General features: G+C 38.0%; 16 protein-coding genes. 10 read left to right on the forward strand and 6 right to left on the reverse strand.

Annotation, left to right across the window (positions count from 1 at the left end):
* Positions 1 to 30 precede the first annotated feature (30 nt).
* The 5 genes from INT04_RS02250 to INT04_RS02270 all read right to left on the reverse strand — a co-directional run bounded on the left by INT04_RS02250 (position 31) and on the right by INT04_RS02270 (position 6,934).
* A complete protein-coding gene (locus INT04_RS02250; protein ID WP_193014507.1) occupies positions 31 to 2,058 on the reverse strand; it encodes a TonB-dependent hemoglobin/transferrin/lactoferrin family receptor in 2,028 nt (675 codons plus the stop codon).
* A 70-nt stretch (positions 2,059 to 2,128) separates the two neighbouring features.
* Positions 2,129 to 4,315 carry a TonB-dependent receptor domain-containing protein gene (locus INT04_RS02255; RefSeq protein ID WP_193014508.1) on the reverse strand — a complete coding sequence of 729 codons (2,187 nt, stop codon included), beginning with the start codon at positions 4,313 to 4,315 and terminating at the stop codon, positions 2,129 to 2,131.
* Between the two features lie 80 nt (positions 4,316 to 4,395).
* Positions 4,396 to 4,557, reverse strand: coding sequence for a hemin uptake protein HemP (hemP, locus tag INT04_RS02260; RefSeq protein ID WP_319022954.1), 162 nt, complete (start codon positions 4,555 to 4,557; stop codon positions 4,396 to 4,398).
* 339 nt (positions 4,558 to 4,896) lie between these two features.
* Positions 4,897 to 5,946, reverse strand: a complete 1,050-nt coding sequence (locus INT04_RS02265; RefSeq protein ID WP_193014510.1) for a 3-deoxy-7-phosphoheptulonate synthase — start codon at positions 5,944 to 5,946, stop codon at positions 4,897 to 4,899.
* Positions 5,947 to 6,067: 121 nt separating this feature from the next.
* Positions 6,068 to 6,934 carry a pyruvate, water dikinase regulatory protein gene (locus INT04_RS02270; protein WP_193014511.1) on the reverse strand — a complete coding sequence of 289 codons (867 nt, stop codon included), beginning with the start codon at positions 6,932 to 6,934 and terminating at the stop codon, positions 6,068 to 6,070.
* A 220-nt stretch (positions 6,935 to 7,154) separates the two neighbouring features.
* On the opposite strand from INT04_RS02270, the gene ppsA reads away from it, so the two are divergent.
* Positions 7,155 to 9,527 carry a phosphoenolpyruvate synthase gene (gene ppsA, locus INT04_RS02275; RefSeq protein WP_193014512.1) on the forward strand — a complete coding sequence of 791 codons (2,373 nt, stop codon included), beginning with the start codon at positions 7,155 to 7,157 and terminating at the stop codon, positions 9,525 to 9,527.
* Positions 9,528 to 9,981: 454 nt separating this feature from the next.
* On the opposite strand, the gene ydiK is transcribed toward ppsA, so the two are convergent.
* A complete protein-coding gene (gene ydiK / locus INT04_RS02280; protein ID WP_193014513.1) occupies positions 9,982 to 11,094 on the reverse strand; it encodes an AI-2E family transporter YdiK in 1,113 nt (370 codons plus the stop codon).
* A 216-nt stretch (positions 11,095 to 11,310) separates the two neighbouring features.
* On the opposite strand from ydiK, the gene INT04_RS02285 reads away from it, so the two are divergent.
* The 9 genes from INT04_RS02285 to sufE all read left to right on the forward strand — a co-directional run bounded on the left by INT04_RS02285 (position 11,311) and on the right by sufE (position 21,648).
* A complete protein-coding gene (locus INT04_RS02285; protein ID WP_193014514.1) occupies positions 11,311 to 14,367 on the forward strand; it encodes an FAD-binding and (Fe-S)-binding domain-containing protein in 3,057 nt (1,018 codons plus the stop codon).
* Positions 14,364 to 14,777, forward strand: a complete 414-nt coding sequence (menI, locus tag INT04_RS02290) for a 1,4-dihydroxy-2-naphthoyl-CoA hydrolase (protein ID WP_193014515.1) — start codon at positions 14,364 to 14,366, stop codon at positions 14,775 to 14,777. The genes INT04_RS02285 and menI overlap by 4 nt, the downstream gene beginning before the upstream one ends.
* Positions 14,778 to 14,947: 170 nt before the next feature.
* The gene (locus INT04_RS02295) at positions 14,948 to 15,568 is read left to right on the forward strand and encodes a hypothetical protein (protein WP_193014516.1); all 621 of its coding nucleotides are present in this window, start codon (positions 14,948 to 14,950) and stop codon (positions 15,566 to 15,568) included.
* A 417-nt stretch (positions 15,569 to 15,985) separates the two neighbouring features.
* Complete coding sequence (sufA, locus tag INT04_RS02300; RefSeq protein WP_193014517.1) at positions 15,986 to 16,354, forward strand: Fe-S cluster assembly scaffold SufA; 369 nt, start codon at positions 15,986 to 15,988, stop codon at positions 16,352 to 16,354.
* A gap of 17 nt (positions 16,355 to 16,371) precedes the next feature.
* Positions 16,372 to 17,874 carry a Fe-S cluster assembly protein SufB gene (gene sufB / locus INT04_RS02305; protein WP_193014518.1) on the forward strand — a complete coding sequence of 501 codons (1,503 nt, stop codon included), beginning with the start codon at positions 16,372 to 16,374 and terminating at the stop codon, positions 17,872 to 17,874.
* A gap of 44 nt (positions 17,875 to 17,918) precedes the next feature.
* On the forward strand, positions 17,919 to 18,665 hold the full coding sequence (sufC, locus tag INT04_RS02310; RefSeq protein WP_193014519.1) for a Fe-S cluster assembly ATPase SufC: 747 nt from the start codon (positions 17,919 to 17,921) through the stop codon (positions 18,663 to 18,665).
* A complete protein-coding gene (gene sufD, locus INT04_RS02315; protein WP_193014520.1) occupies positions 18,640 to 19,947 on the forward strand; it encodes a Fe-S cluster assembly protein SufD in 1,308 nt (435 codons plus the stop codon). Before sufC ends, sufD begins: the two co-directional genes overlap by 26 nt.
* Positions 19,948 to 19,957: 10 nt before the next feature.
* Positions 19,958 to 21,196 carry a cysteine desulfurase SufS gene (sufS, locus tag INT04_RS02320; protein ID WP_193014521.1) on the forward strand — a complete coding sequence of 413 codons (1,239 nt, stop codon included), beginning with the start codon at positions 19,958 to 19,960 and terminating at the stop codon, positions 21,194 to 21,196.
* Between the two features lie 23 nt (positions 21,197 to 21,219).
* Positions 21,220 to 21,648 (forward strand): cysteine desulfuration protein SufE, encoded by a 429-nt coding sequence (sufE, locus tag INT04_RS02325; RefSeq protein ID WP_193014522.1) that lies wholly within the window; start codon positions 21,220 to 21,222, stop codon positions 21,646 to 21,648.
* The last annotated feature ends 22 nt before the right edge of the window (positions 21,649 to 21,670 follow it).

Genomic DNA, 21,670 nt, shown 5'->3' on the forward strand with positions numbered 1-21,670 from the left:
TATTGTATCTATCGTTGATTTTATTGTTAATTACCACTGATAACTCATAAGTACTTTTGCATTACGGCCTTCTTGAGGAATACCTGCAGAAGAGTAATAAGTTTTATCAAATGTGTTACCCAGTACAAATGAGGTTGTTAGCCCCTTTAATGAGGCACTACCTTCATAGCGAAGGTAAAAATCATTAACGCCATAACCTGCTTGTTGGCGATTGGTTGGGCGGTTAAAACGGTCATGCTGAGTAAAGTCGGTTTTTTTGGTAAATTGACCAACCCAACCGACAGAGAAATCCGTATTTGGTACAGGAATATCAAAGCGACTAGTTAATGTATCAGGCTCAATTGAGGTAATTGAGGCATTAGTGGCATTATCTTTTCCTTTGGTGTGGTTATACGCTAAGTCCCAATTGAAAAATTTTGATTGGTAGCTCATTGAAACATCCCACCCCCAAATAGTTGCTCTTGGAATATTTGTAGATTGTGTATACCCCTGAAAAATAGCGACATCTGCATCAATATAATCTTTTGCACGAGTATTGAAATGGGCGGCTTTAATTTTCAGATTATCATTATTAGATAATAAGTCGTCGAATTGAAAACCAAATCCATATTCAGTTGTTGAATTGGTTTCTGGTTTTAAATTTGGGTTAGGGCGCCAATAGTTTGTTGGTGCTCCTGGAAATGGCGCATCAAAATGTTTTGCATCGTTATACATTTCCCCTAAGGTTGGCGCTCTGAAAGCTTGTGAGTAAGAGGTATAAAGCATTGACCAATCTGTTGGTGTGATACTGATAGCCCCTTTTGATGACCATTTGTCAGCAGTAATGTCATCATAACGATCGTTCTGGCTTTTATATTTATCGAAACGTGTCCCTAAAATTAAGGAGACAGGCAAATCACGTAATGTGACTTCATCTTGAACCCAACCTGACATAAAGCGGATATCGGCTTGTGGAAAACTTTCCGCATTTTGGCTTGGTGATTGTTTTTGCTTATAAACTTCTCCGCCATAAGTAAGTCCGTGAGATGCAAAGTTATGCATACCTACTTGTGAGCGGTTTTCAAGTTTTACGCCATAGGTTTTCTGCTCTCGACCTTCAAATCCTTTTTGTAATGTTTTGGCGTTGATATCAATTTCACTGTAATAAGCTTGTGTTTTTAAATTAATCCATTGTAAATCTGAAGGATTATATTGGTATGTTAACTGTACATCTTTTTGTGTTGTCGTACGGTCAGTTTCTACATTAGCAGATGTTGGGTTACCCGCGATTTGAGGATTTTTAGGTTGATGAGTATCATTATGGTAATAGCGAAATTGACCACTTAACGTATTACTATCATCAATGAGCCAACGCCCTTTGGAGAGTAGGTTAATAATGGTTTCATCATTTTGTGCACGATAACCTCCACCATAACGAGTATCACCTTTATCACGGGCCGATAATGCAATGAGACCATCTAGGTTATCGTACCTACCAAAAGCAGTGACACCTAAACCTTGGCTATGTTGAGCTGTATTGCCTAAACCGGTAACACGTACACCGCCGTGTTCATTTTTTGAAAGCAGGTCGCTGGCATCAACAGTATCGTAAGCGATAACACCACCAAGTGCTCCGCTACCATATAACAACGCAGAAGGGCCTCGAACCACTTCAACTTGTTTTATCAGAAGTGGATCAACAAAAATGCTGTCGATATGGCCAGTGTCTGTTCCTTGGCGTACACCATCTACAAGTGTCAATATTCCATTCTTACTGTATCCACGCATACTGATGGTTTCACCATTAGTACGACCTGCGCCTGAAATTGAAATTCCAGGTACATGGCGAAGTAGCTCCGAAGCACTGCCTGCGGTTTCTGACAATGCATTGTTATTTCTGATAACAGTTGACATCATCGGTAATGTGAAGCTATCACGCTCATTACCTGTCGCATAAACGGTAAGTACTTCTGTTTTTTTCTCCTCGTTAGTTTGTGTTTTCTCTTGTGCTGATACACAAGCAGAAGAAACAGTAACAGCCAGCAAACTAAATTTAATCAATAGGGATGACCGAGACATGCAGATGAATCTCCGTTATTTTAATGGGCTGTTAAAACAGCCCTTTGTTATAAAAATCATTGCTCCTCATCTACCAGCGATAACTGACGGACATTTTGATATTTCTGCCTTCTTGTGGCACGCCAAGTGCCGAGAAGTACTCTCGGTTAAAGGCATTAGCAAGTACCAATGCGGCTTGAATATCTTTATTATGTTGAGATTGATAACCAATTGAAAAATCGTGGACACCGTACCCCGGATATTGAGCAATAAGCTCTTGCATTCGATTGGTTGTTTTTCCTTTCACATGAGGCGCTCGTCCTTTATGTGTCCCTTTATTTTCAGTTGCACTGGCAAATTTTCCAGACCACCCCAGTGAAAATGAGGTTCTAGCAATAGGAAGCTGGATAAAGGTGGTCAGTATTTCAGGACGAACAGGTGAAATTGTTTCATGAGACGTTAATTCAAGGGTATGTGTACGGTTATAGCTCAACCCTAGAGAAATTAATGGATGTGAATAGTGTAAGCCGAGATCAATACCATCGATAAGTGCTTGAGGAATATTGATGGCTTGTAGATGAAGCTTTTTCGTTAATACGCGCGCATCCCAAATATCATAAGTAATATAGTCTATCGCTTTTGTATCAAAATAAGCTGCATTCAGAGAAAACTCATCATTAGATGTTAATAAGTGAGAAAACGTGAGTTTTCCACCATATTCCCAAGTGCGATTTTTTTCAGGGCTAAGATTAGGATTGGGGATCCAAAATCCTTTTGCTGAGCGACCAAAAACAGCTGGGATTTCAAAATGAAGTGAATCATTAAACATTTCATTTAATGTCGGCACTCTTATATTCGTTGAATAAGAAGTATAAAGTTGCAACCATTTTGTTGGTGTAAATGTTAGGGCAATATTTTTACTAACATCACTTTCACTTGTTTGATGAAAATCGGGTTTATGTTGTTTAAAATCTTCTAAAAGTGAATTTAATGCACTTTGTGGTTTGTTTTTATAATAGTGATAACGCAAACCGGTGGTTAATGTTAAAGGTAAAGCAGGTGTTGAAAGCTGACTTTCTAGCCAACCTGCGGCATAAACCATTTTTGCGAGAGGAAAGTTCTTGGCTGATTGGTTAGAAACCATTTTTTGCTGATAAGCTTCTGTACCAAAGGTGATTTTTTGATTTAACTGCTCTGAATAGGAAAATAGAGAGCTATTCTCAATTTTTAATCCATAAGTTGATTGTGTTCTATCTTCATTTCGACCTATCTTTCCTTGTTGATTTTGTCTACGTTGGTAATCAGAAAGAGAAGTATCCGTTAAAAAGGTTTGGTTGATATTGAATTGAGAATAATACAAATGACTGGTTAAATTAACCCAAGTATTTGTGTCTGATTCATAATGGTAAGTTACTGAATAATTCTTTTGTTTAGATTCACGCTCTACTCGGTTACTTTCTTTTTTGCCAAATCCGCCCATACGGTGCAAGACTTCGCGTTGTTCTCCACCATTCTGATAATGACGGGCTGAGAATATTAATGTTTGATTTTCAGTAGGGTAAAAATAAGCTTTAGCAAAAAAGTTTTTAATATGCTCGCTATTTTCCATTTTATCGCCATTCGCTAAGCGAATAGGGCCACGCTGACGTTGGCTGTAAGCAAATAAACCTTCCGCAATATCATGTCTTCCAGCGATGACCCCACCATAAGAAAAATGGCGATCAGCAGACGACATTGAACTAAATAGTTTTGCGCCTAATTTGCGGTCTGTATTTAATATTGATTGAGGAGAAAGGGTATTAAATGAAATGACGCCACCTATTGCACCTTCACCATGCAAAGTCGATGAAGTGCCGTGTTTTACATCAATTCGTTTAATTAAAGAGGGATCTAGAAATAAACCACCTAAGTTATTAATGGTATTTTCTAATGGTTGTTGAATACCATCGACCAGAATTTTAACGCCTTTCTGGTCATAACCTCGCATAAAGATATTGGCACCATTTGTTACGCCAGTACCTGATATCGTTGCACCTGCCACTTTATTTAGCATTTCACCTGTTGTTGATGCTGTTTGTGATTGAGGTGTCGAATTATCAATAATGGAATGAAAGTCGAGAACTGTTTTATCAGTTAAATGACCAATAACAGTAAGAGAGTCCGTTTCTGTATTTTCAATGTGTGCAGAGGCAATAGGAGAATACAACAGGCAAAGTGCTGTTGCGATACCTGAATATTTGTAATATTTTTTCAGCATACACATACCATAAATGTCCATAAAAAGTCCTTGTATATGGAGTTATTTAGCTGGCTGCCTAGCTGAGTGTGTAGGTGGCTTGCGGTTATTGTTAAAAATGACTATTTAGTCAAGATCAGTTTTCCTGCTTTTGTCTGGCGTAGTTGATACAACTCTCCGTTGTGTTGAATATAAACCACACCATCTTTACCCAATAATTCAGTGCTATTAATAGATTGAATTAATGAAGAATGAGCATTCTGTTTGATAAAAGAACTATCCAAATTATTAGCTTTTTTATTCATAATACACTAAGAGTAATAAGCGTTATCATTATGATAATCATTATCGTTAACAAATGTGTTTAGACAAGCTTTTTTTAACGTAAACAGGTAAATTTAAGTCATATTGTGAGTGGCTAAGCGGTATCTGATGAAATTTAAAACAATGGAATAAAATAGGTTTATGTTTTTATTAAAATACAAAAGTTAGCAAGAAGTGATAGTTAGGGTAAAGAGAGACGAAAAATGGGAAAGTAATTCCTTTTAAAATACAAAACGCCCGATGATGTTATCGAGCGTTTTAACGTTGAAAAGTGTTAAACTCTATCAGGATTAGTCAGCTTATTGAAATCGACTTTCAACCGCTTGTGCTAATAATTCAAGCAATTGTTCGGTATCACTCCAACTTAAACAAGGATCAGTGATCGATTGTCCATAAACCAACGGTTTATCTTGCACCACTTTTTGTGAGCCTTCTTGTAAAAAGCTTTCCGCCATAATACCAACAATCGCTTGTGAGCCATCTTTAATTTGTTGGCTAATATTTCGTGCCACTTCAAGTTGGCGACGATGAATTTTTTCACAATTACCATGGCTAAAGTCAATAATGAGATGCTCAGGTAAATCAACTTGTTTTAGTGCATCAATAGCATCCGCAATATCACTTGCATGGTAATTTGGTTTTTTACCACCACGCATAATAATGTGACCATAAGGATTACCGCTAGTTTGGTAAATAGTCATGCGACCATTTTTATCAGGCGATAAAAAGGTGTGACCAACCCGCGATGCACGAATAGCATCAATGGCAATGCGGGTATTGCCATCAGTGCCATTCTTAAAGCCAACAGGACAAGAAAGAGCTGAAGCCATTTCACGATGAACCTGACTTTCTGTGGTTCTCGCACCAATTGCTCCCCAACTGATTAAATCAGCAATATATTGTCCAGTAACCATATCAAGAAATTCAGTTGCAGTAGGTAAGCCTAACGTATTAATTTCAATTAATAATTTTCTTGCAAGACGAATGCCTTCATTAACATTACAAGAGTTATCAAGATAAGGATCAGAAATTAAGCCTTTCCAACCAATAACAGTACGTGGTTTTTCAAAGTAGGTTCTCATGACAATTTCTAGACGATCATGGTAACGTTCTTTTTGCTGATTAAGTTTAGTGGCGTACTCTTTTGCTGCTTTAGGATCATGAATAGAACAAGGACCCACAATCACTAAAAGTCGCTTGTCTTCACCTGTGAGGATCGCTTCAATTCGTTTACGTGCTGATGTGATATTATTGATAATCTCATCAGAAATGGGGAACTCTTTTGCTAAGGTTTCTGGTGTTATCAGACTGTCTAAAACCTTAGTCCGTAGTTCGTCTGTCTTTAACATAATTCATCTCAATAAATATACAGGGTAAGTCTACCCAGTGATTAAGATCACAATAAACGAAATTCAGCTAATTTCAACCGCGTTTTCAGAGAAAACCCAATAAAAAAGGCACTATTCAGTGCTAGAACATTCTTCTTGCTAATCCCATAGAATCAATTACCTTGGTTGAAATTTCTTCTACAGAGTAATTGGTTGTATTGAGATAAGGAATATTGTTTTTTCTAAAAAGAGCCTCTACTTCTGATAATTCAATTCTACATTGACGAATGGACGCATAACGGCTGTTTTCACGACGTTCACTACGAATAGCGGCAAGGCGTTCTGGTGCAATCGTTAACCCAAATAATTTATGCTGATACTCTTTTAATTCATTGGGTAATTTTAAGAAATCCATATCATCTGCAGTAAAAGGATAGTTGGCAGCCTGAATACCAAATTGCATGGCTAAATAGAGGCTGGTGGGGGTTTTTCCACAACGAGAAACACCAATTAAGATAACTTGTGCTTGGTCGAGATTACGTAATGATATTCCATCATCATGAGAGAGTGTGTATTCAATTGCAGCAATTCGCGCATCATATTTACTGAGGTTTTTTTCGGTTAGCCCATGTGTTTTATTTAATTTTGGAGAGGCTTTAATACCCATTTCTTTTTCAAGTGGGGACACTAACGATTGCACAATATCCTGACAAAAGCCTTCACTGCTATTTATTATCTGCTTAACTTCTGGGCTGATAATAGAATAAAACACAAGAGGTTTAGCGCCACTTTTTTTATAAATTTCAGTGATTTTCTGTTTTATTTCTTCAGCTCTTTCCACAGTAGAAACAAAAGGTAATGTATAACTTTTCATTTTTAATGGAAATTGAGAAAGTACGGCGTGACCTAATACTTCGGCTGTAATCGCTGTACCATCAGAGATAAAAAAGACTGTTCTATCAATAGGTTCATTATTATCACAATTAATAGAGTTCAAGCTTAATATCATAACACTCACCTTTTTTAGCTGAATTAGCAAATCAAACAATATTATCTATAGTGTTTTTAGTGATTATAAAGGATAAAAAAATAAAGTTTTCTGGTTGATCGATTCACCTTTCCATATTCACTGTAACATTGTGATACGCTTATTTATGTTGTCGTTTTGACAGCGGGTTTTTCTTTTTTTTCTCTCTCTCTCATAATTGTTTAAAAAAGGATTGTTCTCAATGTCCAGCAATAGCCTCACCCCGTGCAATGTGCTTTGGTATAACCAATTAGGTATGAATGACGTTGATCGTGTTGGTGGGAAAAATGCTTCCCTCGGTGAAATGATCACAAACCTAGCGGAACTGGGTGTTTCTGTTCCTAATGGGTTTGCTACCACAGCGCAAGCGTTTAATGATTTTCTGGAACAGAGCGGTATCAATCAGCGTATTTATGAATTGCTTGATAGCGTTAATGTTGATGATGTTCATCAACTGACCCAAGCAGGTAATCAAATTCGCCAATGGGTAATTGATACACCTTTTACACCCCAGTTTGAAAAAGATATCCGTGATGCTTATCTCACATTAAGTGAAGGTGAGTCAGAGGCTTCTTTTGCTGTTCGTTCATCTGCAACAGCAGAAGATATGCCTGATGCTTCTTTTGCTGGCCAACAAGAGACGTTTTTAAACGTTCAAGGTATTGATGCCATTCTCATTGCGATTAAACATGTATTTGCTTCGTTATTTAACGACCGAGCAATCTCTTATCGTGTTCATCAGGGCTATGATCACCGCGGTGTTGCATTATCTGCAGGGGTTCAACGTATGGTGCGTTCTGATCTTGCCTCTTCTGGTGTGATGTTTACCATTGATACAGAATCTGGTTTTGATCAAGTTGTCTTTATTACATCAGCTTATGGTTTGGGTGAAATGGTTGTACAGGGCGCAGTTAACCCAGATGAGTTCTATGTACATAAGCCAACTTTAGCAAAAGGCCTTCCTTCTATTGTGCGTCGTAACTTAGGTTCTAAAAAGATCCAAATGGTTTACGCAGACAGTATTGAGCATGGCAAACAAGTCCGTATTGAAGATACATCAGAATCACTGCGCAATCGTTTTTCTTTGACTGATGATGAAGTTCAAGAGCTGGCTAAACAAGCCGTATTGATTGAACGTCACTATGGTCGTCCAATGGATATTGAGTGGGCTAAAGATGGACATAACGGTCGTTTGTATATCGTACAAGCACGCCCTGAAACGGTGCGTTCAAACCAGCAAGTGATGGAGCGCTATCAGTTAAATGAAAGTGGTTCTGTTATTATTGAAGGTCGTGCTATTGGTCACCGCATTGGTACAGGTACAGTCAAAGTTATTCATAATTTAAACGAGATGGATAGAATTGAAGCGGGTGATGTACTTGTTACCGATATGACAGACCCAGATTGGGAACCTATCATGAAAAAGGCCTCCGCAATAGTAACTAATCGTGGAGGTAGAACTTGCCACGCGGCGATTATTGCGCGTGAGTTGGGCATTCCAGCGGTTGTTGGTTGTGGTGATGCCACAGAATGCATTACTGAAGGACAAGTAGTTACCGTTTCTTGTGCTGAAGGCGACACTGGGTTTGTTTATGATGGTAAACTGAATTTTTCTATTCAGAGCTCCGCAATCGATAACATGCCTGAACTTGACTTGAAAATCATGATGAACGTCGGCAATCCTGATCGGGCATTTGATTTTGCAGGTTTACCCAATGATGGTGTAGGTCTGGCACGTTTAGAATTTATCATCAACCGTATGATTGGTGTTCATCCTCGTGCATTATTAGAATATGACGATCAAAGCGATGCGTTAAAAGCGGAAATTAACGAGATGATGGCAGGTTATGAATCTCCTGTTGAATATTACATTAGTAAATTAACGGAAGGGATTGCGACATTAGCCGCAGCATTCTGGCCTAAACGCGTTATTGTACGTTTATCTGACTTCAAATCTAACGAGTATGCCAACTTAGTGGGTGGCGATCGGTATGAGCCTCATGAAGAAAATCCGATGTTAGGATTCCGTGGTGCAGGTCGTTATGTGTCTGATGATTTCCGCCGCTGTTTCGCCTTAGAATGTGAAGCGGTAAAACGAGTTCGTAATGATATGGGCTTAGATAATGTCGAAGTGATGATCCCATTTGTTCGTACAGTACGCCAAGCTGAAGAAGTGATTGAAGAATTAGCGGTAAATGGCTTGAAACGAGGTGAGAATGGCTTAAAAGTCATTATGATGTGTGAGATCCCATCAAATGCTTTATTAGCGGATAAATTCTTAGAACATTTTGACGGTTTTTCTATCGGTTCTAACGACATGACCCAATTAACATTAGGACTTGATCGTGATTCCGGTGTGGTGTCTTCGCTGTTTGATGAGCGTAATGATGCTGTGAAAGCGTTATTATCAATGGCGATTCAATCCGCTAAGCGTAACGGTAAATACGTGGGAATTTGTGGACAAGGCCCTTCTGACCATGAAGATTTCGCACAATGGTTAATGGAAGAAGGAATTGATAGTTTATCCTTAAATCCAGATACCGTAATTAAAACTTGGGTTAAATTAGCACAATAGAATTAATATAATCATCAATAAGTAAAAGCTCACAAAATAATGTGAGCTTTTTTTATACAATTATTAAATAATAGGCAAAAAAAAAGCCTATCATGGGCTGACAGGCAAAGACTACACACAGCAATATTTTATATTCTTTCATCCCGCCAATTAATTTATTAATATGAAAGGCGAAATCATTAATTCGATGAAACATTTGTTTCGTTGATATTTATATTAAGAGAAATACGTTAGTTATGCTCTAAGAATTATCTCAATAAAAAGAATATTGGTTTATTTAAAAGTGAATATAACTTGCTGGTAACAAACAGGTTTAAAAAAATGTAATTTGTTTCAAATTGTAAGTTTGAATATAAAAATATAATAAATTACTCCTAAATTGATAATCTTTATTAAACTTTGAGCGGTTATTTTAGACCATGTAAGTAGCTACACTTACATGGTCTATTATTATTTATTCTTTTTCGATAAAGTTTTTATTCATAAATTCTACTGTTTCAGTTAAATCAGGATTAGGTTTTGGTACTTCATTAATCCATGCATTTAATAAACTATGTGCAACAGCAAGAACAACAGGGCCGATAAATAATCCAATCATACCTAATGTTAAAATCCCCCCAATAACACCAGTGAGAATTAACACCATCGGTAAATCAGCTCCCATTTTGATTAAATAAGGTCGTAATATACCGTCCATGGTTGCAACCGCACCGCCCCAAATTACCATTACGATGCCCCAAGTGGTATCACCCGTCCAGAATAGCCATAAAACGGACGGGATCAGCACTAATAAAGGCCCTATTTGCGCGAGACAACAAATAAACATGATAACGGTTAATACGGTAGCATAAGGTACACCAGAGACAGCAAGGCCAACACCACCAACAATGGCTTGAATTAACGCAGTTAATACCACACCTAGAGCCACTGCACGTATAGACATGGATGCCAGTAAAATAGCCGCATCACCACGTTGGCCCGCCAAGCGAATCGCAAAATGGCGTAACCAAGCAACAACGTTTTCACCTTGTAAAAACAGTAAGCCAGAAAATAACAACATCACACCTAAATGTAAGGCAAATCGACCGATATTTAAGGCTTGAGCAAAAAACCAGTTTGCCGCTTGCCCAACATAAGGTTGGATTTTGGTGATTAACGCATTGCCACCAGAGACAAGAATAGAGTGCCATGTGTCATAAAGTTTACTTCCTATCATGGGAATATCATTTAACCACAATAGTTGAGGAGGCTGAATATTCGAAGGTGATTTTGCTAATTCAATTAATGGCGCACTATTATCGATAACACTGCTAATTAACAAGATAATGGGAATAACAAAGATCAGTAATATCAAGATCATCATTATCATGGTAGATAGCCAACGATATTTTACACGTTTTTCAATAATAAGAAGTAATGGCCATGTCGCAACAACAATCATTCCAGCCCAAATAAAGCCCACGATAAAGGGATTAAGTATCCAAAAACTGGCGATAATAAAAAAAGAAATAAAAAGAACAGTGAATAAAACTTTGGGTATATCTGTATGGATCTGCGGTTTTTCCATGGTTTTAAATCCCTACACGAATAAAAATGCTAGAAGCAGATGAATTAACATTGCAAATATCACGTTGTTTATATCACTACGCAATTTGCCAGAATTGTATGATAAGGTGAACAGGTATCGGTCTGAAAGTACAAAATGAAGCAATGTACCTATTGGCATACATTTCAACGTCTAAAATTAAGCAATGTGGACTATTAGATTAAAGAGCTATAACACATGATCCCACGTATATCACAAGCACCGCAAGTTAGTGAACTCACAATTGAATTTCTTGATACTCTTCGAAAAAATGGTTTCACTGGTGATATTTCCAGCAGCTACGCTGATAGACTCACTATGGCAACAGATAATAGTATTTATCAGCTATTGCCACAGGCTGTTGTTTTTCCTCGCTCAACAGCCGACGTCACTATTATAGCACGGTTAGTTGATGAACCTCGTTTTCACTCACTTTCACTAACGCCAAGAGGCGGTGGAACAGGAACCAATGGACAGGCTTTAACTGACGGCATTGTGGTTGATTTATCTCGTTTTATGAAACGTATTATTGAGATAAACCCAGAAGAGGGTTGGGTAAAAGTTGAGGTGGGTGTAATAAAAGATGAACTTAACCTTTTTTTAAAGCCGTATGGCTTCTTTTTTGCGCCAGAGCTTTCTACCAGTAACCGCGCCACATTAGGTGGCATGATTAATACCGATGCATCAGGGCAAGGTTCTATGGTTTATGGTAAAACCTCTGATCACGTTCTTGGTGTTCGGGCTGTACTTTTAGGCGGTGAACTCCTTGAAACCCGTGCTATGGATACTGCTCTTGCTGAAAATATTGCTAAAGAAAGCTCAGCGATGGGTAAGGTTTATCGAACCGTTTTATCGCGTTGTAAAGAGCAACGAAAACTTATTCTTGAAAAATTTCCTAAACTAAACCGTTTTTTAACGGGTTATGATTTGCGCCATGTTTTTAGTGATGACATGAAACGCTTTGATTTAACAAGAATATTAACAGGTTCAGAAGGAACGCTTGCGTTTATTACAGAGGCAACGCTGGATATTACACCGATCCCCAAGCAGCGCAGTTTAGTGAATGTAAAATATGACTCTTTTGATTCAGCATTACGTAACGCGCCTTTTCTTGTTAAAGCGAACGCACTTTCTGTTGAAACAGTTGATTCCAAAGTATTAAACCTTGCTCGTGAAGATATTGTGTGGCATTCCGTCAAAGAATTGATCACGGATGTGCCTGATAAAGATATGCAAGGGCTTAATATTGTTGAATTTGCCGGTGATGATAAAGCATTGATTTATTCTCAAGTGACATCATTATGCCAACGTTTAGACGTATTAATGAAAGAAGGGAAAGGTGGCGTTATTGGCTACCAAGTGTGTGATGATTTAGCAGATATTAACCGTATTTATGCTATGCGTAAAAAAGCGGTAGGTTTATTAGGTAATGCAAAAGGGCGGGCAAAGCCAATTCCTTTTGTGGAAGATACCTGTGTACCACCAGAACATCTTGCAGATTATATTACAGAATTTAGGGCGTTGCTCGATGGACATCAGCTCAATTACGGTATGTTTGGTCATGTTGATGCGGGTGTCTTACATGTAAGGCCTGCACTGGATATGTGTGATCCACAACAAGAGCTATTAATGAAATCTATTTCAGATGACATTGTTGCATTGACTGCTAAATATGGTGGATTGCTTTGGGGCGAACATGGAAAAGGTTTTAGAGCGCAATACAGTCCTGATTTTTTTGGCGAAACGCTTTATCATGAACTGCGCCAAATCAAAACGGTGTTCGATCCTCGAAATAGACTTAACCCTGGGAAAATCTGCCCTCCATTAGAGGTTGATGAACCTATGAAACAGGTTGATACCCTTAAACGAGGCACCTTTGATCGCACTATTCCATTATCTGTTCGTCAAGATTTTAAAGGAGCTTTAGACTGTAATGGTAATGGGCTTTGCTTTAATTTTGATGCGAAAAGCCCAATGTGCCCTTCAATGAAAATTAGCGGACAACGCATTCATTCACCTAAAGGACGAGCGGCACTTGTGAGAGAATGGTTGCGGTTATTAACCGAGCAAGGTGTTAGCCCAAAACAACTTGAATCAAGTCTTGAAAATAACAAGCCAAGTTTAAGGGGCTTGATAGAAAAGACGCGCAATACATGGAAAGCCAAACGTGGTGAATATGATTTCTCACATGAGGTGAAAGCAGCCATGAATGGCTGTTTAGCCTGTAAAGCATGTTCAACTCAGTGTCCGATTAAAATTGATGTGCCATCATTTCGTTCAAAATTTACGGAACTGTACCACCAGCGCTATTTACGCCCATTAAAAGACCATATTGTTGCTAATGTTGAACTAACAACGCCAATAATGGCTAAAGCGCCGGGGTTCTTTAATTTCTTTATGAAGCAACCCTTGATACAGTCATTAAGTAAACATACGATTGGTATGGTCGATTTACCATTACTATCATCACCAACGTTAAAACAGCAACTCGCAGGTCATCAAGCTTTAACGATGACGCTAGAAGATTTAGAGCGCTTATCAGATAAGCAACGGAGTCATTATGTGTTGGTGGTGCAAGATCCTTTTACCAGCTATTACGATGCAAAAGTAGTTGCTGATTTTATCAAACTGATTGAAAAAATTGGATTTAAACCTGTTTTGCTGCCGTTTTCACCGAATGGTAAAGCGCAACATATTAAAGGTTTTTTACAACAATTTAGTAAAACAGCGCAAAAAACCTCAACCATGCTTAATCGTGTTGCTCAATTAGGTATTCCAATGGTGGGGGTTGATCCAGCATTAGTGCTTTGTTATCGCGATGAATATCGTGAAATACTGGGTGATAAGCGTGGTGATTTTAATGTTCAACTTGTTCATGAATGGCTAAATAAATTAGTGAATGAACCAATAGCTGTTCGCGATGATGCTGAAAAATGGTATCTTTTCGGCCACTGCACCGAAGTGACGGCGCTTCCACTAAGCATGAAACAGTGGCAGACAATTTTTCAACGTTATGGACAGCAACTCGAATTTGTTAGCACAGGATGTTGTGGAATGGCAGGAACTTATGGACATGAGCTGAATAATTATGAAAATTCATTAGGAATTTACCAACTCTCATGGGGTAATGCATTAAAAACATTACCCACTATGCGTTGCTTAAGTACAGGGTACTCATGTCGTAGCCAAGTAAAACGTATTGATAATATTGAGCTAAAACACCCACTACAGGCGCTACTGGAGATTATGCCATGATATGGAAACGTGAAACTACACTAGAGCATCTTAATCATATTGGGCAAAATAATATGATGAGTCATTTAGGTATCGAATTAACGTGCCTTGGTGATGATTATCTTGAAGGAACAATGCCGGTTGATCACCGTACAAAACAACCTTTAGGGCTTTTACATGGTGGTGCTTCTGTCGTTTTAGCTGAAACACTGGGATCTGTTGCGGGGTATCTGTGTACCGAAGGTGAACAGAAAATTGTGGGTCTAGAAATTAACGCTAACCATATTCGCTCAGCTAGAGAAGGTAAGGTTAGAGGTGTGTGTAAACCGATTCATTTAGGTCGTTCGCATCAGGTTTGGTCAATAGAAATATTTGATGATGAAAATCGTCAGGTGTGTATTTCAAGATTAACCACCTCTGTTATTTCTTAAAAGATAAAAAATGAAACGCATAAAGTGAAATACTCGCTTTATGCGTTTTTTTATGTTTATAGATAATGTCAAAAAGAATAAAAAAGAGAGAAAATAGAAAATATTCTTTATAAAAATTTTATTTTTAATGATAATCATTATCTTCATAATAAAAGATAAGACACTCAACAATGTTAACTATTTCAAAATTAAACACCACAGTATTATTAATTACCGGTTTGCTACTTACAGGATGTGATAATAATTCAACCTCTGAGGCGAGTAATAATATAAGCCATATTCCTGTACAAACAGTATCTGGGTTTAATATGACGTATCCCACCTCATTTTCAATGAGCAGAGAAGATACTGAAAACTACTTTAAATTATTACCTGATAATGTTCAGGATGTCACAACTGAAATGATAGTCTATAAATCGCAGCCTATTTGTGATTTGTCAGAGGTTCGTCTGGTTTATTTTAAAATGATCGATGCAATGACTTACGATGTAGAGGCGGGTGCTCAAGGTATTATCGATAATATCGCGATAATAGATGGCATGAATGAAATTTCAACATCAATAAAACCATTAACGATCCTTGATGTTGAAAGTAGACATGTGTTGTTTGAAGGAAAGCTAGCAAAAGAGAATGTCAGTTACGAGGGCGTTTTAGTGGCAGATATTGGCACAAACCGAGTATGGCAGTTACAATTTATTAGCGAAATAAACAGCCAGTCTCATAAACAAAAGTATAGCCAAATGATTGAATGTACAAATAAATATATCCAAACAATTTCTATAAATGAATAAATTCAAAGAGCACACAATACAATAAGAAGTCGCTACACAAGTGGTGCTATCTTATCTCTTCAAGCAAGCATAAAAATAAAAAACAGTAGGGTGTAAATACGGTGGCGTAAATACACATTTTTATGCTTTTTTCTCTCGATTTCAGTGATAACATATAAAGTGCATTTATAGTGCAACTTATATGCGTATTGTGCGAAATAAAAGAAAAATGAAAAGTTTTATTTTTGTCATAAAAAAAGGCAAAAATGTTATATTACATAGCGTTAGAAATAATATTTAACAAATTTAACGCAATAATAGAACAAAAAACATACATTTGCATAATATCCTTTCAAAAGACATGGTTGAAGTGATAAGGGTTATCATTACCATTAGTGTCAGGAAAGATATCAATCTCCTTTCAAAATGAGGTCAGAAATGACAAACAACGTTGAAACTTTTTCTCTTAATGACACAACTTGGCAAGGCATTGAACTGACGGATAACGCAGCAAAGCATATTTGCCATTTAGTTGAGAAAAACCCTGAAAAACAGGGGCTTTCCTTAAATATCAAACCCTCTGGTTGTACTGGGTATGGTTATGTTATTGAACTCGCTACCGGCCCAAATGAAGATGACATTGTGTATGAACATAATGGTGCAAAACTATTTGTTTCATTGAAAGCAATGCCATTTATCGATGGACTGGTTGTTGATTATGTTCGTGAAGGACTTAATCAAATGTTTAAATTTAATAATCCTAAAGCTCAAAACGTCTGCGGATGTGGTGAGAGCTTCGGGGTATAACATAGTGAAGTCAGATTATGTCTCAGAGCAATGTTGAAATTGGTGATGAAGTTCAGGGATGGCTAAGTGATCATCACTATAAAGAAGGTTTTTATACCGATATATCAACCGATACCTTAGAAAAAGGATTAAATGAAGCGGTTGTGCGAGCAATATCGGCAAAAAGAAACGAACCAGAGTGGATGCTGGAATTTCGTTTAGATGCTTATCGCCATTGGTTAGAAATGGAAGAACCTCATTGGTTGAAAGCTGATTATCCATCGCTTGATTATCAGGATTATAGCTATTATTCAGCACCATCGTGTAGCTCATGCTGCGCTAATGGTAGTTGTGCTGGTGGAACAAATGAAGCGGTAGCCAGTGATAAACAAGCTGCTCAAGATTATTTAACCAAAGAAGTTGAAGACGCTTTTAATCAACTGGGTGTGCCTGTAAGAGAAGGGCAAGCGGTTGCAGTAGATGCAATTTTTGATTCTGTATCTGTTTCAACAACATATCGTGAAGAGCTTGCTGAACATGGCATTATTTTCTGTTCATTTAGCGAAGCAATTCAAGAATATCCTGATTTAGTGCGCCAATATTTAGGTACGGTGGTGTCTAGCCATGATAACTATTTTGCTGCACTGAATGCCGCCGTTGCCTCTGATGGTACCTTTGTCTATATTCCAAAAGGGGTACGTTGCCCAATGGAATTATCGACTTATTTTCGGATAAATGCAGCACAAACGGGCCAATTTGAACGGACGATTTTGGTCGCAGATGAAGGCAGTTATGTTAGTTATATCGAAGGATGCTCAGCACCCGTTCGTGATACTTATCAGTTACATGCGGCTGTGGTTGAAGTTATCATTCATAAAGATGCCGAAGTAAAATATTCCACAGTGCAAAACTGGTTTTCTGGTGGAGATAGTGAAGGCGGTATTCTTAACTTTGTGACTAAGCGTGCTATCTGCGAAGGTGAAAATGCCAAAATGTCGTGGACTCAGTCAGAAACAGGTTCTGCCATTACATGGAAATATCCAAGTGTGATTTTAAAAGGAGATAATTCAACGGCTGAATTTTTCTCTGTTGCACTAACCAATGGTAATCAGCAAGCAGATACCGGCACTAAAATGATCCATATCGGCAAAAATACCAAATCAACCATTATCTCTAAAGGTATTTCGGCAGGTAAAAGTCAAAACAGTTACCGAGGGCTCGTGAAAATACTCCCTGGTGCGCAAAATGCACGTAATTTTACACAATGTGATTCCATGTTAATTGGTACACAGTGTGGCGCGCATACTTTTCCTTATGTTGAAGTGATGAATAACTCAGCGCAGCTTGAACATGAAGCGACAACGTCACGTATTGGCGAAGATCAGCTATTTTATTGTCGCCAACGTGGATTAAGTGAAGATGATGCAATCTCAATGATTGTAAATGGATTTTGTAAAGACGTGTTCTCAGAATTACCGCTGGAATTTGCTGTAGAAGCACAAAAATTATTAGCAATCAGCTTAGAACATAGCGTTGGTTAAGCATTAACCAAATTCTGGGTATAAAGATACCGAAGGCATATATTATGTTAGATATTAAAAATTTACATGTCAGTGTTGAAGGCAATGAAATCCTCAAAGGATTAGATTTGCATGTTCGTGCCGGTGAAGTTCATGCGATTATGGGCCCAAATGGCTCAGGTAAAAGTACCTTGTCTGCAACGCTTGCTGGTCGTGATGAGTATGAAGTTGATGAAGGTACGATCACGTTTAAAGATAAAAATTTATTAGAATTAGAACCAGAAGATCGTGCGGGCGAAGGTGTTTTTATGGCATTTCAATATCCTGTTGAAATACCCGGTGTCAGTAATCAGTTTTTCTTACAATCTTCAGTGAATTCCGTAAGAGAATATCGTGGTCAAGAGCCGTTAGATCGGTTTGATTTCGAAGACTTTATTGAAGATAAAATTAAATTACTGGATATGCCACAAGATTTGTTAACACGCTCTGTTAACGTAGGGTTCTCTGGTGGTGAGAAAAAACGTAACGACATTTTACAAATGGCGGCACTAGAGCCTGAATTGTGTATTTTAGATGAAACCGATTCAGGCCTTGATATTGATGCATTAAAAATTGTGTCTAATGGTGTAAATAGCCTGCGTGATGGCAAACGTGCCTTTATTATTGTTACGCACTATCAACGTATTCTTGATTATATTAAACCTGATTTTGTACATGTGCTTTATCAAGGGAAAATTATTAAATCAGGTGATTTCTCGTTGGCGCAAAAATTGGAGGAACAAGGTTATGGCTGGCTTATTGACCCTCAATGAAAAGCGTGAAAAACAGCATCAAGTTGAATTGCGTAATCAACAAGCATTAAAGATGTTTTCGGCGTTATATCATCAACGTAAAGGTGAAGATAGCCTGAATGCACGCCATCATTGGTTGCAAGTGGAAAAAGTAGGTTTTCCAATTTATCGCCACGAAGATTGGCATTATACGCCATTAGACGAGACGTTAAGACAGCACTATCAACAGTTACCTCCTTTTGAGGTACAAAACTTAATCGCTGAACATGCCTTATCGCTTGATTGCTATCGTGTTGTGATGGTAAATGGTACATTTTCACCAATAGAAAGCAGCAAAGAATTTGGCCCTTACCAAGTGACGTTATTGGATAATCAGAGCGAATTACCAGAAGCTATCAATAGTGAAATTTTCTTACATTTAGTTGAAAGTTTGGCACCACACCCTTTGTTAATTACGCTGAAAAAGGGGGTTATTGCAGATAAGCCGCTTTATATCCTCAATATTACTCAGGGCGAGCATAAAACAGAGGTGAATAGCGCGAATTATCGTTTTCACCTTGATGTGGGTGCAAATACACAGATGCAAGTGATTGAGCACTATATCAGCAGTGATAATGAAAATCGTCATTTTACAGGTGCTAGATTAACGGCAACTATCGGTGATAACGCCTCTTTTAACCATATCAAATTAAATTTTGAAAATGCAGAAAGTCAGCATTTTGCTCATAACGATCTCACAGTAGGCCGTGATGCTCGGGTTCATAGTTATGCTTTTTTATTAGGCGGTAAGCTTAGCCGACATCACACCAGTTCTGCGCTTAAGGGTGAAAATACAGCACTTTCAATGAATAGCGTTGTGTTACCTAAAGCAGGTGAAATTGCTGATACTCGTACATGGTTAGTACATGGTGAGAAGAACTGTCAAAGTCGTCAACTGCATAAAACGATTGCAATGGATGCAGGAAAGGCGGTATTTAACGGAATGATCACTGTAACACCGCAAGCATTAAAAACAGATGGTCAAATGACCAATAACAATCTGTTGTTAGGCGAGAAAGCACAAATCGATACTAAGCCACAGCTTGAAATTTATGCTGATGACGTGAAATGTAGCCACGGTGCAACCGTAGGGCGAATCGATGATGAACAGTTGTTTTATTTGCGCTCACGCGGTATTTCATTAAGTGAAGCACGTAAAATGATCATCCATGCATTTGCTGCTGAGTTAACTGAATCATTAGAAAACAGTGTAATTAAAGCGCGGGTATTAGACAGAATTAATCAGCGCTTATTAGAGGTATAAATAGGCAATTATGACGCATTCCATTGAAAAAGCACGAGATGATTTTCCCATTCTTTCACAACAGGTGAAAGGAAAACCTCTGGTCTATCTCGACAGTGCCGCAAGTGCTCAGAAACCGGCTTGCGTCATTGAACATGAAACGCAATTTGCCTTAACACAATATGCCGCGGTTCACCGCGGCATTCATACGCTAAGTGCAAATGCAACAACCTTAGTTGAAGATGTTCGTAAAAAAGCCTGTAATTTTTTAGGTGCTAATAGTGAAGAAGAGATCATTTTTGTCAAAGGAACGACAGAAGGGATTAACTTAATTGCGAATGTTTATAGCCAACGATTCTTAAATGATGGTGACAATATCATCATTACTGAAATGGAACATCATGCGAATATTGTTCCGTGGTATATGCTAGCAAAACAATATGGGTTTAATGTTCGTATTTTGCCATTATTACAAGACGGCACACTCGATTTAACTCAGCTACCTCATTTAATTGATGAGCGTACTAAATTACTTAGCATAACTCACCAATCAAACGTATTAGGCACAGTTAATCCTATTGTACAAATTATTGATGATGCTCGTCGCTATGCCATTGAACAAGGTGGTGAGTTACATGTGTTGGTGGATGGTGCTCAAAGTGCAATGCATCAATCTATCGATGTATTACAGCTTGATTGTGACTTTTTTGTTTGTAGTGGGCATAAACTTTATGGCCCTACAGGCATTGGGTTGTTGTATGGTAAAAAAGCCATACTTGATGAGTTACCACCTTGGGAAGGCGGTGGTGCAATGATAAAACATGTCCATATCAATGGTGATATTACTTATGCGGATGCGCCTTGGCGTTTTGAAGCAGGCACTCCTAACATTCTGGGGATGATTGGCTTAGGTGCAGCATTAGACTATCTTTCAAATTTAGGCATGAATAATATTGCAGAATATGAAAATAGCATAATGGAGTATGCACAAGAACAGCTACAAAAAGTAAAATCATTAACGCTGTATGGCAATGATTCTCGCCAAGGTGTGATAGCCTTTAATTTAGGTAAACATCACGCTTATGATGTGGGTGCTTTTCTTGATAATTATGGTATTGCTATTCGTACAGGACATCATTGTGCGATGCCAATTATGGATTATTATCAGGTTTCTGCAATGTGTCGCGCTTCTTTAGGGCTGTATACCAATAAAAATGATATAGATGCACTGGTGAATGCGCTATTGCGTGTCGAAATGCTATTAGGTTAAAGATTAAAACAAAGAGGTTATTCATGGCAGTTGCTAATTTGCCAGATGAAGCAAAATTATTACGCAATTTTTCCCGTTGTCAGGATTGGGAACAACGTTATCTTTATATGATGGAATTAGGTGAGCGTCTCACTCCTTTAACAGATGAACAACGTATTTCAGCTAATTTTATTGAAGGTTGTCAAAGCCAAGTGTGGATAGCCGTTTCTCTTAATGAGAATAAACAACTTGTGCTGGCGGGCGATAGTGACGCTGGCATTGTGAAAGGGCTTGTTGCTTTGGTGATTATCTTATTTCAAGGTAAAACTATCGAACAAGCACTTGCGACAGATATCAAACATTACTTCTCATCATTAGCACTAGAAAGTCACTTAACGCCATCTCGTACGCAAGGTTTGCATGCAATGGTAACAACACTTATTAAGCGTTTTTCAGAATACACTGTAGCGTAAATGTTACCCGATCCCACATTAA

Origin of the sequence: Proteus sp. FME41, assembly GCF_014897315.1 — a bacterium.
In the GTDB taxonomy this organism is placed as follows: domain Bacteria; phylum Pseudomonadota; class Gammaproteobacteria; order Enterobacterales; family Enterobacteriaceae; genus Proteus.